General features: G+C 51.7%; 12 protein-coding genes. 5 read left to right on the top strand and 7 right to left on the bottom strand.

Annotation, left to right across the window (positions count from 1 at the left end; translation table 11 throughout):
• Window positions 1-103: 103 nt before the first annotated feature.
• From cmk to serC, 3 genes are all read right to left on the bottom strand, one after another.
• Window positions 104-790, bottom strand: a complete 687-nt coding sequence (cmk, locus tag ACETPC_RS11350) for a (d)CMP kinase (RefSeq protein WP_380181423.1) — start codon at window positions 788-790, stop codon at window positions 104-106.
• A 208-nt stretch (window positions 791-998) separates the two neighbouring features.
• Complete coding sequence (gene aroA / locus ACETPC_RS11345) at window positions 999-2,285, bottom strand: 3-phosphoshikimate 1-carboxyvinyltransferase (RefSeq protein WP_380181421.1); 1,287 nt, start codon at window positions 2,283-2,285, stop codon at window positions 999-1,001.
• A gap of 77 nt (window positions 2,286-2,362) precedes the next feature.
• Window positions 2,363-3,448: a 3-phosphoserine/phosphohydroxythreonine transaminase gene (gene serC / locus ACETPC_RS11340; RefSeq protein ID WP_380181419.1), complete on the bottom strand. Its 1,086-nt coding sequence runs from the start codon at window positions 3,446-3,448 to the stop codon at window positions 2,363-2,365.
• A 307-nt stretch (window positions 3,449-3,755) separates the two neighbouring features.
• Between serC and ycaO the strand changes: the two genes are divergently transcribed.
• The 5 genes from ycaO (at window position 3,756) to ACETPC_RS11315 (ending at window position 11,936) form a co-directional block, all read left to right on the top strand.
• On the top strand, window positions 3,756-5,513 hold the full coding sequence (gene ycaO, locus ACETPC_RS11335; protein WP_380181417.1) for a 30S ribosomal protein S12 methylthiotransferase accessory factor YcaO: 1,758 nt from the start codon (window positions 3,756-3,758) through the stop codon (window positions 5,511-5,513).
• Window positions 5,514-5,868: 355 nt separating this feature from the next.
• A complete protein-coding gene (gene focA, locus ACETPC_RS11330) occupies window positions 5,869-6,726 on the top strand; it encodes a formate transporter FocA (RefSeq protein ID WP_380181415.1) in 858 nt (285 codons plus the stop codon).
• Window positions 6,727-6,797: 71 nt separating this feature from the next.
• Window positions 6,798-9,080 (top strand): formate C-acetyltransferase, encoded by a 2,283-nt coding sequence (gene pflB, locus ACETPC_RS11325; protein ID WP_380181413.1) that lies wholly within the window; start codon window positions 6,798-6,800, stop codon window positions 9,078-9,080.
• Between the two features lie 139 nt (window positions 9,081-9,219).
• Window positions 9,220-9,960, top strand: coding sequence for a pyruvate formate lyase 1-activating protein (pflA, locus tag ACETPC_RS11320; RefSeq protein WP_380181411.1), 741 nt, complete (start codon window positions 9,220-9,222; stop codon window positions 9,958-9,960).
• A 245-nt stretch (window positions 9,961-10,205) separates the two neighbouring features.
• A complete protein-coding gene (locus ACETPC_RS11315; protein WP_380181409.1) occupies window positions 10,206-11,936 on the top strand; it encodes an inositol phosphate phosphatase SopB in 1,731 nt (576 codons plus the stop codon).
• Window positions 11,937-11,993: 57 nt separating this feature from the next.
• Here ACETPC_RS11315 and ACETPC_RS11310 read toward each other — a convergent pair whose 3' ends face one another.
• The 4 genes from ACETPC_RS11310 to lolA all read right to left on the bottom strand — a co-directional run bounded on the left by ACETPC_RS11310 (window position 11,994) and on the right by lolA (window position 16,800).
• Window positions 11,994-13,145, bottom strand: a complete 1,152-nt coding sequence (locus ACETPC_RS11310) for an MFS transporter (protein ID WP_380181407.1) — start codon at window positions 13,143-13,145, stop codon at window positions 11,994-11,996.
• A gap of 313 nt (window positions 13,146-13,458) precedes the next feature.
• Window positions 13,459-14,751 (bottom strand): serine--tRNA ligase, encoded by a 1,293-nt coding sequence (serS, locus tag ACETPC_RS11305; protein WP_380181405.1) that lies wholly within the window; start codon window positions 14,749-14,751, stop codon window positions 13,459-13,461.
• Window positions 14,752-14,837: 86 nt separating this feature from the next.
• Window positions 14,838-16,181 carry a replication-associated recombination protein A gene (locus ACETPC_RS11300; protein WP_380181403.1) on the bottom strand — a complete coding sequence of 448 codons (1,344 nt, stop codon included), beginning with the start codon at window positions 16,179-16,181 and terminating at the stop codon, window positions 14,838-14,840.
• 7 nt (window positions 16,182-16,188) lie between these two features.
• Window positions 16,189-16,800, bottom strand: a complete 612-nt coding sequence (lolA, locus tag ACETPC_RS11295; RefSeq protein ID WP_380181401.1) for an outer membrane lipoprotein chaperone LolA — start codon at window positions 16,798-16,800, stop codon at window positions 16,189-16,191.
• Between the last annotated feature and the right edge of the window lie 100 nt (window positions 16,801-16,900).

Genomic DNA, 16,900 nt, shown 5'->3' with positions numbered 1-16,900 from the left:
CTTCAGGATTCTTCAATTTAACGTCCATCTGACTTCCTGCCGGATGGGGTTGTTTCACATGCCCTGTGACATCCATATCAAAGGGTTAAAAAAATCGGTACCGCTACTGCGGCAGAGAGAGTTTTTCTCGCGCATAATTCAGAGCAGTTTCAATCACCTGCTCGATAGTCATGCTGGTTGAATCCAGCATCAGCGCGTCCTCTGCCGGACGTAATGGCGCAATAGCGCGGTTACGATCGCGGTCGTCTCGCTCTTTTATCTCGGATAAAAGGCGTTCAAAGTTAACACTAAAGCCCTTTTCCTGCAACTGTAGCATGCGGCGCTGGGCCCGTTCTTCCGGACTGGCATCCAGGAAAATCTTGACCTGCGCATCTGGAAAGACCACTGTCCCCATATCTCGTCCGTCTGCAATCAGGCCTGGCGCTTCGCGGAAACCCCGCTGACGACGCAGCAACGCCTCACGCACGCGAGGGAAAGCCGCGACTTTCGAGGCGGTATTGCTGACGTCCTGGGTGCGAATTTCTCCCGAGACGTTTTCGCCTTCAAGGATCACTTCCATCTCGCCGTCGGTTGGCACAAAGCGAACATCGAGGTGCGCCGCTATCGGCACCAGCGCCTCTTCAGAAGTGATATCCACCTGATGATGCAGCGCGGCCAGCGCCAGCACCCGATAAATGGCGCCTGAATCCAACAGATGCCAGTTCAATGCCTCAGCCATCGCTTTGCATAAGGTCCCTTTGCCGGCTCCGCCTGGACCATCAATGGTGATCACCTGGGCTATAGGCGTCATGTCGTTCTCCTGTTGGTGGAATGCCTGCCTAAGCTGCTCAGGCAAATAACGACGCACATTATACGCTGCTATAGCCTCGATCGTTACCCCTTAAGCGTAGACGCAATGAAATTAACAGGTACGAAGAAGTGCTGCCTGGAAGAAAATTGAGGTGTAAAGCGTGAGAAGAGTCGCATCCCGCCACGCGCGAACGCAGCGGGATACTCATTTACGCCAGCTGGCTGAGGCGAGCCAGCTGTTCAAAATAATCCGGGAAAGTTTTTGCCGTGCATTTTGGGTCAAGTATAGTGACAGGCGTAGCGGAGAGTGCCACCAGCGAGAAGCACATGGCCATACGATGATCGTTATAGGTGCCGATTTCCGCATATTGAATAGTGGCAGGCGGCGTTACACGAATGAAGTCATGCCCTTCTTCGACTTCAGCACCGACTTTACGCAGTTCCGTCGCCATTGCCGCCAGCCGATCGGTTTCTTTCACGCGCCAGTTGTAAATGTTGCGCATTACCGTGGTGCCTTTAGCAAATAGCGCCGCCGTAGCGATAGTCATCGCGGCATCCGGAATATGGTTCATATCCAGATCGATTGCATTTAGCTCGCCGCGCGTACAGGCGATATAATCTTCGCCCCACTCAATGCTCGCGCCCATTTTTTCCAGCACGTCGGCAAAACGGATATCGCCCTGCATGCTGTTACGGCCAATGCCGGTCACTTTTACCGTGCCGCCTTTGATCGCAGCCGCGGCCAGGAAATAGGAAGCAGATGAGGCATCGCCTTCAACAAGGTAGTCGCCTGGCGAGGTATAGCTCTGATTGCCGGCAATATGGAAGACGCTATAACCCTTATTTTCCACCTCCACACCGAAGGTTTTCATCAGATTAAGCGTGATATCAATATAGGGTTTGGAAACCAGCTCCCCTTTGATCGCTATCGTCGTATCCTGCGGAGCCAGCGGCGCGGTCATCAACAACGCAGTCAGAAACTGGCTGGAAACGCTGCCGTCCACAGAGACTTCGCCACCGCTAAAACCGCCTTTGATCCGCAGCGGTGGATAATCCGTTTGCTCCAGATAGTCGATCTGCGCGCCGCCCTGACGTAACGCATCCACCAGATGGCCGATAGGACGCTCTTTCATACGCGGCTCACCGGTCAGCACGACATCGCCAGCGCCGAGACAAAGCGCGGCGGCTAACGGGCGCATTGCCGTACCGGCGTTGCCAAGGAACAACTCCAGCGAAGCCGCCGACTGCAACGGGCCGCCCAGTCCGACCACTTCGCACTGTGTACGGTCGTCAGAAAGCGTATAGCTTACGCCCAACGCCTGCAGGGCATTGAGCATATGGCGTACGTCGTCGCTGTCTAAAAGGTTTGTCAGGCGAGTGGAGCCTTTAGCCAGCGCAGCAAGCAGCAAAGCGCGATTGGAAACGCTTTTGGAACCGGGAAGGTTAACGGTGCCGTCGACCTTGGCAATGGGCTGTAACGTCAGGGATTCCTGCATGTGAAACTTATTCTCCAGATAAAATGCGATAAAACCCCGCGCGCTGGCAGGGTTTTGTTGCAAAGCCGTAACGAAGATTAACCGTGACGGCGTTCGAAATCGGTCATAAAGTCGGTCAACGCCTTCACGCCTTCCAGCGGCATAGCGTTATAGATGGAAGCACGCATGCCGCCGACCACGCGATGCCCTTTCAACGCATGCAAGCCTGCGGCGAACGACTCTTCCAGGAAGAGTTTATCCAGCGAGGCGTCCGCCAGCTGGAAAGGCACATTCATACGCGAGCGGTTGGCTTCAGCAACGCCATTGCGGTAGAAGTCGCTGTTATCAATGGTACCATACAGCAGATCCGCTTTCGCCTGGTTACGCTTGTCCATTTCCGCCACGCCGCCCTGCTCTTTCAGCCATTTAAACACCAGCCCTGAAAGATACCATGCAAAGGTTGGCGGCGTATTAAACATAGAATCGTTTTCGCTCAGCACTTTGTAATCGAGGATCGACGGCAGCGCTTTTTGCGCTTTGCCCAACAGATCTTCGCGTACAACTACCAGCGTCAGGCCAGCCGGACCAATGTTTTTCTGTGCGCCAGCGTAGAGCACACCATAACGATTAACATCCAAAGGACGGGAAAGAATGGTCGAGGAAAGATCGGCTACGGCAATTTTATCGCCGAAATCCGGTTCTTCATTTATAGCCACGCCGTCAATAGTTTCATTGGGGCAAAAATGCACATAGGCCGCTTCATCCGACAGCGCCCACTGGCTCATAGGGGTAATAGCCCGTAGCCCCTCCACGGTGGTTTGGACATCCAGGACGTTAGGCGTACAGTATTTTTCCGCCTCTTTAATTGCGCTGTGTGCCCAGTAGCCGCCATCGGCATAGTCAGCCGTGGTGCGTTCGCCCAACAGATTCATGGGAATAGCCGCGAACTGCGCGCGCGCGCCGCCGTGGCAGAACAATACTTTGTAATTCGAAGGGATTTTCAGTAGATCGCGAAAATCGCTTTCCGCTTCTACGGCCACCTGCGTAAACTCTTTACTGCGATGGCTGATCTCCATGACGGAGGTTCCCAAACCCTGCCAGTTGCAGAGTTCCTGTTCGGCACGACGCAGCACTTCTACCGGCAGCATTGCCGGACCGGAGCTAAAATTGAAAACCTGGCTCATTTCCCCTCACCACTTTCAGTTCGATCGATTTCGATTCAGCTATCGGTTTTATCATTGCCCTTCGGACGCTGCAATGTTTAATCGGGTCAGCCGACCAGTTATGCGGCCTGCGCCGCAACAGCTTGTAGCGTGAAAAGCAAAGAACGCGATATTTTGTGAGGCGCCTTCCGGCAAGCGATTTTGCTGGCCGATTTTCAAGAGCGAAAATGCCACAATAACCGGTATAAAAAATTTCGTCGGATAGCGAACGCGCAAGAAACCCCGTATCATGGCGCGCTTTCGGCACAACCCAAAACGAGTGGGCACTATGACGCAAACTTATATTCCAGGCAAAGATGCCGCACTGGAAGACTCCATCACACGCTTTCAGCAAAAATTACAGGATTTGGGCTTTCATATCGAAGAAGCTTCCTGGCTGAATCCGGTTCCTCATGTCTGGTCGGTGCATATCCGCGACCGTGACTGCCCGCTCTGTTTCACCAATGGCAAAGGCGCCAGCAAAAAAGCGGCGCTGGCCTCGGCACTGGGCGAATATTTTGAACGTCTGTCGACCAACTACTTCTTTGCGGATTTCTGGCTGGGCAAAAGCATCGCCAACGGCGATTTTGTTCACTATCCTGATGAAAAATGGTTTCCGCTGCCGGAGGACGACAGCCTGCCCGAAGGCATTCTTGATGAACGCCTGCAGGCCTTTTACGATCCTGAGCAGTCACTGAGCGCCAGCGATTTAATCGATCTGCAGTCCGGTAACGCCGCGCGTGGTATTTGCGGCCTGCCGTTTACCCGCCAGTCTGACCAGCAGATTGTTTATATCCCAATGAACATCATTGGCAACCTGTATGTTTCTAACGGCATGTCGGCGGGTAATACGGCCAACGAGGCGCGCGTACAGGGCTTGTCAGAGGTCTTTGAACGCTATATCAAAAACCGCATTATTGCCGAATCAATCAGCCTGCCTGCTATTCCGCAGGAAGTGCTGGCTCGCTATCCGGGCGTGGTCGAATCAATCGCTAAACTGGAGGCAGAAGGCTTCCCGATTTTCGCTTACGACGCCTCGCTGGGCGGCAAATATCCGGTAATTTGCGTGGTGCTATTTAACCCGCAAAACGGCACCTGCTTCGCTTCGTTCGGCGCTCATCCGGACTTTGGCGTAGCGCTGGAGCGTACCGTTACCGAGCTGCTGCAGGGCCGCAGCCTGAAGGATCTGGATGTCTTTACTCCGCCAACTTTCGACGATGAAGAGGTCGCGGAGCACGCCAATCTTGAAACACACTTTATTGATTCCAGCGGCCTGATCTCCTGGGATATGTTTAAAGACGATGCGGATTATCCGTTTGTCGACTGGAGCTTTGCGGGCACCACTCAGGAAGAGTTCGCCACGCTGATGGCTATTTTTAAAGCGGAAGATAAAGAAGTCTATATCGCGGACTATCAGCATCTGGATGTTTATGCCTGCCGTATCATCGTGCCAGGTATGTCAGACATTTATCCCGCAGAAGATCTGCTGCTGGCTAACAACAGCATGGGCGCATACCTGCGCGATACGCTGCTTGCGCTGCCGGACAGCCAGTGGGAAAAAGAAGACTATCTGGCGCTGATTGAACGTCTGGACGAAGACGGCCACGATGACTTTACCCGCGTTCGCGAGCTTTTGGGTCTGGCAACCGGTAAGGATAACGGCTGGTATACGCTGCGCATCGGCGAGCTGAAAGCCATGCTGGCGCTGGCGGGCGGCGATATCGATCAGGCATTGATCTGGACGGAATGGACCATGGAGTTCAACGCCTCCATCTTTACGCCAGCACGTGCTAACTACTACCGCTGCCTGCAAACGCTGCTGCTGCTGAGCCTGGAGGACGAACGCGATCCGGTCCAGTATCATAATGCTTTTGTCCGCATGTATGGTCAGGAAGCTGTCGAAGCCGCCTCTGCCGCTATCAGCGGAGAAGCGCCGTTCTACGGTTTGCAAAGCGTGGATGAAGATTTGCAGGCTTTCCCGGCGCACCAGTCGTTACTGGCCGCTTACGAAAAACTGCAGCAGGCAAAACGCCGCTACTGGAAATAATAATCACGGCCCGCTGAATAACAGCGGGCTTTTTAGATCCAGCTTTAATTAAAAGGAAATATAAATTAAGCTTTAGGTTAATGAAAAGTAATTTAAATATTTCCACATATTAAAAATATCATTCACTTTTGTGCCTGTTATTGCTCACTGACATAAGTAGCCTTGCTGTTTCTTAAAAAAATAATAGTTGTTTTAAAATTTATTTTAACCTTAGAATTCAAATAATTAACCCAAACACCTCAATGATTTTCTGACTCGTTCCGGTAACGAACGGCGTCATTATGATCCATATCAATTTCTCTTCTATACTCCTTTGTTAGTATTTCGTTGTCGATTAATTCCGGGAGAGGTTAGTGTGAAAGCTGGCAACCCATTCAATTTACTTTTACCCTCTGAAATGGCCAAGGTCGCTGAAGAAGCGGGCGTGTATAAAGCCAATAAGCATCCTTTTACTACTTTTTTCCTGGCCATTACCGCCGGGGTTTTTATTTCCATCGCCTTTGTTTTTTATATCACGGCAACCACAGGCACTGAAGCCATGCCTTATGGCATAGCGAAGCTGGTTGGCGGTATTTGCTTTTCACTGGGGCTGATGCTGGTCGTGGTCTGCGGCGCCGATCTCTTTACCTCGACCGTGCTGACCATGGTAGCCAAAGCCAGTGGGCGCATCACCTGGGGCCAACTGACCCGTAACTGGGTCAACGTTTATATAGGGAATTTCTTTGGCGCGATGTTTTTTGTCGGGCTGATTTGGTTTGCCGGCCAGTATAAGGTGGCTAATGGTGCATGGGGGTTAAATGTTCTGCAAACGGCTGACCATAAAATGCACCATACTTTTCTTGAGGCTGTCTGTTTGGGCACATTGGCTAATTTGATGGTGTGCATGGCGGTCTGGATGAGCTATTCCGGACGCAGCCTGACAGACAAAATGCTGGCAATGGTGCTGCCTGTAGCGATGTTCGTCGCCAGCGGTTTCGAACACAGCATTGCCAATATGTTTCTTATCCCCCTGGGGATTGTCATCAAAGACTTCGCTACACCAGAGTTCTGGCAGGCTGCTGGCACCACTGCCGCGCATTTTTCCAGTCTGACGGTACGCAATTTTATAGTAGATAACCTTATTCCCGTTACCCTTGGCAATATTATCGGCGGCGGCATGCTGGTCGGTCTGACGTACTGGGTTATCTATCTGCGGGACGGCGATCATCACTGATTGTCGGCGCCAGGATTACACCCTGCTGCCGGGCAGCAGGAACGAAAGAACTTTATTAAAAAGGTGATCACATGAGCGAGCACAATGTAAACCAGGCTGCTGCCTGGGCAGGCTTTGCAGAGGGCGAATGGCAGAACAGCATTAACGTCCGTGACTTCATTCAAAAAAATTACACGCCTTATGAAGGTGATGAATCTTTCCTGAGCGGTGCGACTGCGGCAACTACTGCGCTGTGGGATAAGGTAATGGAGGGCATCAAGCTCGAAAACCGCACCCACGCACCGGTAGATTTTGACACCGATTTAGCTTCCACTATCACTTCCCACGACGCAGGCTACATCGATCGTAAACTGGAAACCATCGTTGGTCTGCAGACGGAAGCACCGCTGAAACGTGCGCTGATCCCTTTTGGCGGCATCAAAATGGTGGAAGGTTCCTGTAAAGTCTATGGCCGCGAACTTGACCCAGCCCTGAAAAAAGTTTTCACCGAATACCGTAAAACGCATAACCAGGGCGTTTTCGATGTCTATACGCCAGATATTCTGCGCTGCCGCAAATCCGGCGTGCTGACAGGCCTGCCGGATGCCTATGGCCGCGGTCGTATCATCGGCGACTACCGTCGCGTTGCCCTTTACGGCATCGACAGGCTGATGAAAGACAAATTTGCCCAGTTTACTTCGTTACAAAGCGATCTGGAAAACGGCGTTAATCTTGAGGCCACCATCCGCCTGCGCGAAGAAATTGCCGATCAGCATCGTGCGCTGCAGCAGATCAAAGAGATGGCGGCAAAATATGGCTGCGATATTTCTGGCCCGGCAAAAACCGCTCAGGAAGCCGTACAGTGGACTTATTTCGGCTATCTGGCTGCCGTAAAATCGCAGAACGGCGCGGCAATGTCTTTCGGCCGTGTTTCCACTTTCCTGGATATCTATATCGAACGCGATCTGCAAGCGGGCAAAATCACCGAGCAGGACGCGCAGGAGTTAATTGACCATCTGGTTATGAAACTGCGTATGGTGCGCTTCCTGCGTACGCCTGAATATGATGAGCTTTTCTCAGGCGACCCTATCTGGGCTACCGAATCTCTGGCAGGTATGGGCGTCGATGGCCGCACCCTGGTCACCAAAACCAGCTTCCGTTTCCTGAACACGCTCTACACTATGGGGCCATCGCCAGAGCCGAATATGACCATTCTCTGGTCGGAAAAACTGCCGCTGAACTTTAAAAAATACGCGGCCAAGGTCTCTATCGATACCTCATCTGTACAATATGAAAATGACGATCTGATGCGTCCTGACTTCAACAATGACGATTATGCTATCGCCTGTTGCGTCAGCCCGATGATCGTCGGCAAACAGATGCAGTTCTTCGGCGCCCGCGCTAACCTGGCGAAAACCATGCTGTACGCTATCAACGGCGGCGTGGATGAAAAACTGAAAATGCAGGTTGGCCCGAAAGATGCGCCAATGATGGACGAAGTGCTGGACTATGACAAAGTGATGGATCGTATGGATCACTTCATGGACTGGCTGGCGAAGCAGTATGTCACCGCGCTGAATGTTATTCATTACATGCACGATAAATACAGCTATGAAGCTTCGCTGATGGCGCTGCACGACCGCGATGTTTACCGCACTATGGCCTGTGGTATCGCCGGGCTGTCCGTGGCGGCCGACTCTCTTTCCGCCATTAAATATGCCAAAGTCTCGCCAATCCGTGACGAAGATGGCCTGGCCGTGGATTTCAAAATTGAAGGTGAATATCCGCAGTTCGGCAACAATGATGCTCGTGTAGATGATATCGCCTGCGATCTCGTCGAACGCTTTATGAAGAAAATTCAGCAGCTGCAGACCTATCGTAATGCCGTACCAACCCAGTCGGTGCTGACCATTACCTCTAACGTTGTCTACGGCAAGAAAACCGGCAACACGCCGGACGGTCGTCGGGCCGGTGCGCCATTTGGTCCAGGCGCCAACCCAATGCATGGCCGCGATCAGAAAGGCGCTGTCGCCTCGCTGACCTCCGTTGCAAAACTGCCTTTTGCCTACGCTAAAGATGGTATCTCCTATACCTTCTCTATCGTGCCAAATGCGCTGGGTAAAGACGATGACGTACGTAAAGCCAACCTGGCTGGCCTGATGGATGGCTACTTTCACCATGAAGCCAGTATTGAAGGCGGCCAGCATCTGAATGTTAACGTAATGAATCGTGAGATGCTGTTGGACGCTATGGATAACCCTGAGAAATATCCTCAGCTTACCATTCGCGTTTCCGGCTATGCGGTTCGTTTTAACTCACTGACTAAAGAGCAGCAGCAGGACGTTATCACCCGTACCTTCACGCAAACGATGTAAGCTTCAGGGCTCCGGTTCACCGGAGCCCAGCCTGATTTGCCAGCCCTCTTCTATTCGCAGGCGGCTGGCAAAACAGACTTAACGCAGCCTGAGACTGCGTAGCTGCCAAAGGCAGCGCTACAATGGAGAATTCACCGCAATGTCAGTTAAAGGCCGTATTCACTCATTTGAATCCTGCGGAACCGTTGACGGTCCCGGCATCCGTTTTATCACCTTCTTTCAGGGCTGCCTGATGCGCTGCCTCTATTGCCACAATCGTGATACCTGGGATACCCACGGTGGCAAAGAGATTACGGTAGAAGAACTGATGAAAGAAGTGGTCACCTACCGTCATTTTATGAACGCTTCGGGCGGCGGCGTTACCGCATCCGGTGGAGAAGCCATTCTCCAGGCAGAATTCGTGCGCGACTGGTTTCGCGCCTGCCATGCTGAAGGCATCAATACCTGTCTTGATACCAACGGTTTTGTACGTCGCTACGATCCGGTTATCGACGAACTGCTGGAGGTTACCGATCTGGTGATGCTGGATCTCAAGCAAATTAATGACGACGTCCATCAGATCCTGGTCGGTGTGTCTAATCGCCGGACTATGGATTTCGCCCGCTACCTGGCTAAAAAAAATATCCGCACATGGATACGCTATGTCGTGGTGCCGGGCTATTCTGACGACGATGACTCCGCGCATCGGCTGGGAGCTTTTACCCGCGATATGGGTAACGTCGAGAAGATAGAACTACTGCCTTATCACGAGCTTGGAAAACACAAATGGCTGGCGATGGGCGAAGAGTATAAGCTGGACGGCGTCCATCCACCCGCTAAAGAAACTATGGAGCGCGTCAAGCATATTCTTGAAGAATATGGTCACAAGGTAATGTACTAAACCAGCCAAACCCACTGCGCCAACAACTCTCGTGGCGCACCTCTCATATCAACTTTTATCTCTCCTGTTTTACAGTACGTATAGCTAATATTTAAATAGCCTTTCGTACACTGCACTCTGATGCCTTGATTATAAATTATATATAAATATTAAATTTTAAAAAAACTTAATGTATATGCCATTAATTTCATCTTGCACTACCTCAGCAAAAATAAATATTACATCAACCAGAGTGCAAAAAATTTATGACCAGCCCCCTTTCTTTTTCTACGGCTTATAAGTTAAATAACAATTACATTTTAAAAACAGTAAATGATAAAGACCTCGCGTCAGCTTCTGATTTTAGTCAGAAGATAAAGCAGGTCAATAATACACCTGTGGATTTCAGGCCTCAGACTGTTGCTGCAGACGCTCATCACATTTCAGATAAACCCATTGAAAAAAATAGCGATAGTTTTTCAATGAAAAATCTTAATGAATTTACGGCAAAGCTTAGCTGCGCTGCAGAAAAGGCAATAGAAAATTTGCCCGGCCTTAGCCCGCAGCAAAAGCAGGAAGCTTACGCAGGTATAAATAATTTGAAAAATAAACTAGCCAGCGATCTAAAATATATATTTGATGAAGATGTTGTTATAAAAAAAGATATTGATAATGCTATAGTATTTAAGAAGGAATTGTTAAATGTCATCACCAAAAGCATCGCATCATGTAAAAAGGTAAGCAAGAATAAAGCAAGACATGAAGCACCTGCTTTGCTTAAAAAGTCGCTCACTGAAATAAATAATAATGAGAAATGGGAAAAGATAACTAAGAACTTTGATTATGGCGGTAGTGTCTTTACCAGTCAGTTAACGCCAGCTGGCCAAATGAAACGTGGCGATAAAGATATCTTCCCAACCAGTTATAACGATCTTGGGATCAGCAGCGCCTCAAGCGAGCGCACCGATCACGCGACTAATCTCTGGATATCAGATTTTAAAACAGCGCAGAATGGCGAAGAAAAATCAGTGTTTCAGGGCCTCCGCCATGGAATATTGAGTCCCTATAGTTTGCCATTTGGCAGCGAGGAACGAAATCAGGGTTGCATCAATCGGGCGAAAGAGGTGGTACTCTCTGCTTTATACCTGCAACCAGAAAAGTTAGAGGCCGCGCTGAGCGGTAAAACCGTTGCTATCAACCTGACCTCTTTGAGTCTGGTTACGCCGGCTAAAGTCCCAGGCGAGGCCGTTTCAGAGAAAAACATGCTTGCCGATCAAATAAAAGCGTGGAAAACATTGAGTAATGCCGGCGCCACAGAATTTCAGATCCGCGATGCCGATGGGGAAATTAAAAATATCAAGATTGATGTGGATGTGGCCGCTTTCAATATTGGCGTCAATAATCTTGCATTTGGCTGGTTACAGGCCGGGAAGAAATTGTCAGACAGCTACAATTCCGAGGCTTTAGATAAGCTGATTGGAAAATTCGATAGCGGAGAGAGTCTGGAACCGGGAGGATGGGCTGGTGAGTACCTGGCAGCTGGCCCCCACGCAAATGATGGCAGAGTTCGCTCGCTGAGCCATGAAATCAAAGCGATGGTGTCGCATGAAAGCGACGAAATGAAAAAAAATCCTTATTTGCTGCCTCGTAAAATTTTGCTGCTTGCCAATGAAATAAATTCTACTCCCGCGTGGAACTGCAAAAGTGGGAAAGATCGAACCGGCATACTGGATGTTGAAGTTAAGTTAGAGGCTGCGATGCAAAAATTTGAGAAGGATCCTGATAAAAAAGCAGCTGCCGAAAAAGACCTGCTTGAAAACCTGATGCTTCACAGCGGCAACAGGGAAATTCAGAGAAAGAATACCGGTATCGAAGGTAATAAAGTTTTGAAAAGGCTGGCCTTTGTGGATATTTTTATTGGGAAAACTAATGTCCGCGACAGAATAGGCGATGCCAACGTAATCAGAGCGGCTAAGGGAGGCGCGAAAATAGCTTAATTTTAGCGCCAGCGATAACCTGTAAAATATCGCTGGCGCTGCTGCGCTGTAGTGTATTCAGGCGTGAGCCACAGGCGTAGCGTGACGATCGGCTTTACGTAACAGCATGACCAGATAAATCAGGGCTACGGCCGCAATCATTACAAACAATACCCGATCGGAATAGCTTTGCATCAGCATTGAGGTCAGCGCAGGGCCGGTCAGGCTGCCTACCGTATAGCTCAGCAATAGCGCCTGATTCATTGCCACCAGCTCATGATGCGCCACTTTTTCACAGGCCCACGACATAGCGACCGGGTAAAGCGTAAAGCCCGAACAGCCCAGTACAAAAAGCGCTGGCGCCATAGCCGCGTTAGCGAGCATCGCCACCGCGCCCAGAATAACGCCGAATACCAGCACGCGCAGCACCAACAGGCGACCATAGCGATCGGCCAGACGGCCTACAGGCCATTGCCCAACGATGCCAGCGCTGACCAGCAGCGCCATCCAGTAACCTACCGTTGAATCGTTCATGCCCTGGTGAGACAGATAGAGCGGCATCAAACCATACAGCGATCCCAGCAGGATGCCGGAAATAATGCAGCCGTTGATACCCAACCGCGCGCTACGTCTGCCCAACATCGACCACATGCGTACCGCAGGCGCCTCTTCGCCTTCGCCACGGGCAGTGATACGTGTAAACACCAGCGGCAGGATCGCGGCCACAATAAAGCCGGTAACCCAGGGCAAAGTATGTAGCAATTCAGTAGACACCTTGCTGACCAGTAGTTGGCCTGTTACTGTCGCCACATAATAAACAATCATATAGGCAGCAAGCAGCTGTCCGCGATTACGTAGCGTGCCGCTACATAGCAAGGCGCTTTCAACGACAACCCAAATCAATGCGCAGCCAATCCCGGCGACAAAACGCCAAACGGACCATGCCCAGAAGCCGTGTTCAAAACCCAGCGCAGCCGTCGCCAGCGCGAACAATGCGGTTGCAATGTAATAAGCGCGATTAAAGCCCAGCCGTTTAATTAACCAGCCGGCCAGCAAGGTTCCCACCAGATTTCCGGTAAAGTAAGCGGAGCTGACCGTACCAACTTGCCAGGTGGGCAATGACTCATGGGTAAGCCAGAGCGGCACCAGCGTGTTTAGCACGGCGATAGCGATCGTCAGCAGCAGCAGGCCGCAAAGCAGCACAATAACGGGGCGAGACCAGGTAGACATAGTCAGAAGTGACCAAAATAAAAGAAGATTTTGCGCGCATAATGCCACCGGCCGGATTAATGTCAACGGGCCAAATTCAGCCACAGCACAATTTGCAGTGCGGTGATTTAATATTTTTATCTGCGATCGGTACCGGGCCCTTTAAAGCCGGAATCGACTTTAATTAACAGACTGAAAGATATAGTTTTAAAGCTCAGCAGCGCTTTTTAAATCGATAATATTTATTGCTGGATAACGGCTTAGCGCTAAGGATCGTTTAGGTAAAAAAAACCTGCGGGCCGCGCCCACAGGTTTTTTATTGCTGCACTGAAAGTTAGCCGATAAATTCCAGACCTTTCATGTAAGGACGCAGCGCTTCCGGTACCTTAATGCGGCCATCCGCCTGCTGATAGTTTTCCAGCACGGCAACCAGCGTGCGGCCTACCGCCAGACCAGAGCCATTCAGCGTATGCACCAGGCGCGGCTTTTTCTCGGTTTTGGTACGGCAGCGAGCCTGCATGCGACGGGCCTGGAAATCGCCCATATTGGAGCAGGAGGAAATTTCACGGTAGGTATCCTGCGCCGGCAGCCAGACTTCCAGATCGTAGGTCTTACACGAACCGAAGCCCATATCGCCCGTACACAGCAGCACCTTACGATAAGGCAGTTCCAGCAGCTGCAGTACTTTCTCCGCATGGCCAACCAGTTCTTCCAGCGCCTGCATGGAATCTTCCGGACGGGTAATCTGCACCATTTCAACTTTATCAAACTGATGCATGCGGATTAGCCCACGCGTATCGCGGCCGTAGGCACCCGCCTCTGAGCGGAAGCAAGGCGTATGCGCAGTCAGCTTCAGCGGCAGCGACTCTTCTTCCAGGATCTCATCCCGCACCAGGTTAGTCAGCGGCACTTCCGCTGTTGGAATTAGCGCGTAGTCGCTGGCTGAGGCCTCTTCATCCAGCGGACGAGTATGAAAAAGATCTTCGCCGAATTTTGGCAACTGGCCTGTGCCGTAAAGCGTGGCGTGATTGACCAGGTAAGGAACGTTGGTTTCCTGATAGCCATGCTGCTCGGTATGCAGATCGAGCATAAACTGGCTGAGCGCACGATGCATCAGGGCGATCTGCCCTTTCATCACCACAAAACGCGAACCGGTCAGCTTAGCGGCAACGGCAAAATCCAGTCCGGCAGCCATTTCGCCCAGCTCGACATGGTCGCGCACGGCAAAATCGAATTTGCGCGGCTCGCCCCAGCGGCTGACTTCCTGGTTTTCGCTGTCGTCTTTACCCAGCGGCACTTCATCAACGGGAATATTGGGGATAGCTAAAGCGATATCGCGAATTTCGTTCTGTAACGTATCCAGTTCCGCTTTGGCCGCGTCCAGGCGTTCGCCCAGCGCGTTCACTTCCTGACGTAACGGCTCGATATCTTCCCCACGCGCTTTGGCCTGCCCGATAGATTTGGATCGGGAGTTGCGTTCAGCCTGCAGCGTTTCGGTTTCGACCTGCAGAACCTTGCGGCGCTCTTCCTGCGAACGCAGCGTGTCAACATCCAGCTTATAGCCCCGGCGTGCCAGTTTTTCAGCGACTGCGTCTGGCTCATTACGCAGCAGATTGGGATCGAGCATGCTTGTCCTGTGATTAGTAAAAAAAGAGGGCGCACTCGCCAGGCGAATGCGTTGAATTCCTTGCTAACCTTACCGCAACGCCACTGTCAGCGATAGCGTTTTGTCGGGCTATTTTGATCCTGTTCGGCAAGCCAGGCCAGCTTTTCGCCAATCTTCCCTTCCAGCCCGCGTGAGGTTGGCTGGTAATAGCGCGTCTGCGCCATTTCGCCCGGAAAATAGTTTTCTCCGGCGGCATAAGCGCCCGGCTCGTCGTGCGCATAGCGATATTCTGCGCCCAGCCCCATTTCTTTCATCAGCTTTGTCGGCGCGTTGCGCAGGTGCTCCGGCACATCGTAATCCGGGCGCTCACGGGCATCCCGCATTGCCGCTTTGAAAGCGGTATAAACGGCGTTGCTTTTTGGCGCACAGGCCAGATAGACGATTGCCTGAGCGATAGCCCTTTCGCCTTCGGCAGGCCCTACCCGCGTAAAGCAGTCCCAGGCGGCGATAGCGACCTGCATGCCTCGCGGATCGGCATTACCGACATCTTCGGAAGCAATAGCCAGCAAACGGCGAGCAACATACAGCGGATCGCCGCCAGCCGTAATAATACGGGCATACCAGTAGAGCGCAGCATCGGGAGCGGACCCACGTACCGATTTATGCAGCGCGGATATCAGATCGTAAAAACGATCGCCCTTGTTGTCGAACCTCGCGCTACGCTCGCCTGAAACCTCTGTCAGCAACTGGGGCGTAAGTAAACGTTCGCCCTTATCGTTGACTTCGGCCATATCCGCCATCATCTCCAGTGTGTTTAATGAACGGCGGGCATCCCCATTGACCAGTTCCGCTATCATCCGGCGCGTTTCATCAGGCAGTACGATATTTTGTTTGCCGTAGCCTCGCTCGTCGTCTTTCATCGCCTGATCCAGCACGGTTTCTATATCTTCGCTGGTCAGCGATTTAAGCAGATAGACGCGCGCGCGCGAAAGCAGTGCGGAATTAAGCTCGAACGAAGGGTTTTCCGTAGTAGCGCCGATAAAGGTGATAGTGCCGTCTTCTATATGCGGTAAAAAAGCATCCTGTTGGCTTTTGTTGAAACGATGGACTTCATCCACAAACAGAATAGTGCGACGCCCCGCATTGCGGTTTTGCCGTGCCCGCTCAATGGCCTCACGGATCTCTTTCACGCCCGAGGTAACGGCCGAGATGCGCTCTACATCCGCATGGCCGTAACGGCCAATGATTTCCGCCAGCGTAGTTTTACCCGTGCCAGGCGGCCCCCACAGGATCATTGAGTGCAGATGGCCTGCCTCAATGGCTCGCGGCAACGGCTTGCCCGACGCCAGCAAATGCTGCTGGCCAATATACTCCGCCAGTGTACGTGGCCGCATACGCGCGGCCAGCGGCTGAAATTCATTGCTGGAGAAATCCAGAGAGAGTGTGCTCACGCTGACCTCACTGACGTTGATCGTCCAGCGTCACGCCTTTAGGCGGCGTAAACCGGAACTTATCGGGACTAACTGAGCCATTCTGCTGGCTTTTTAACGTATAGCTGCTGCGCTGACCATCCTGCTCGACCGCGCTGAACTGGTTGATCGTGCCGTTGGCAGAAACGTTAATAGTAAACTGCTTCAGGTTGCCGTCGGCAGATTTCGGTGTCAGCTGGAAATTGTCGCCCTGCTGCTTGATATTGTACTGCTTCCAGTCGCTGCGCTGGTTACGGGCGATCAGCATAAACGGCGTGTTGCTGGTGGCGTCTTTTAGCCAGGTTGCGCTAACCTGCTCGACAAAGGGGTTATAAAACCACAGCGTTTTGCCATCGGAAATCAGGATGCTTTCATCCGGGGCGGTCATATGCCAGTTGAACAGGTCGGGACGCTTAACCCACAGCTCCCCTTCGCCATCCTGCACGGACTGGCCGCTGCCATCTGTCACTTTTTGCTGAAAGCTGGCATGGAAGCTGGTGACTTTATCCAGACGCTGCTGCAGATCGGAAGAGGCGTCCGCCATCGCGCCAGCGGAGGTAAAAGCAGCAAGCAGACAGCATGTAAGGGTCATTTTTTTCATTTACGGCATCCTTATTGAAACTTTTGTTTCCCGGTAAGCGGGCAGGCTTAACTGTAGCCGGACAGTGGCGAAAGCAACAGGGGAATAAGCTGATTGCAAT

The organism is Pantoea sp. sgz302252 (assembly GCF_042610525.1).
GTDB lineage: Bacteria > Pseudomonadota > Gammaproteobacteria > Enterobacterales > Enterobacteriaceae > Erwinia.
The sequence above is the reverse complement of the archived record's forward strand: the minus strand, read 5'-3'. Positions and strand labels throughout refer to the sequence as shown.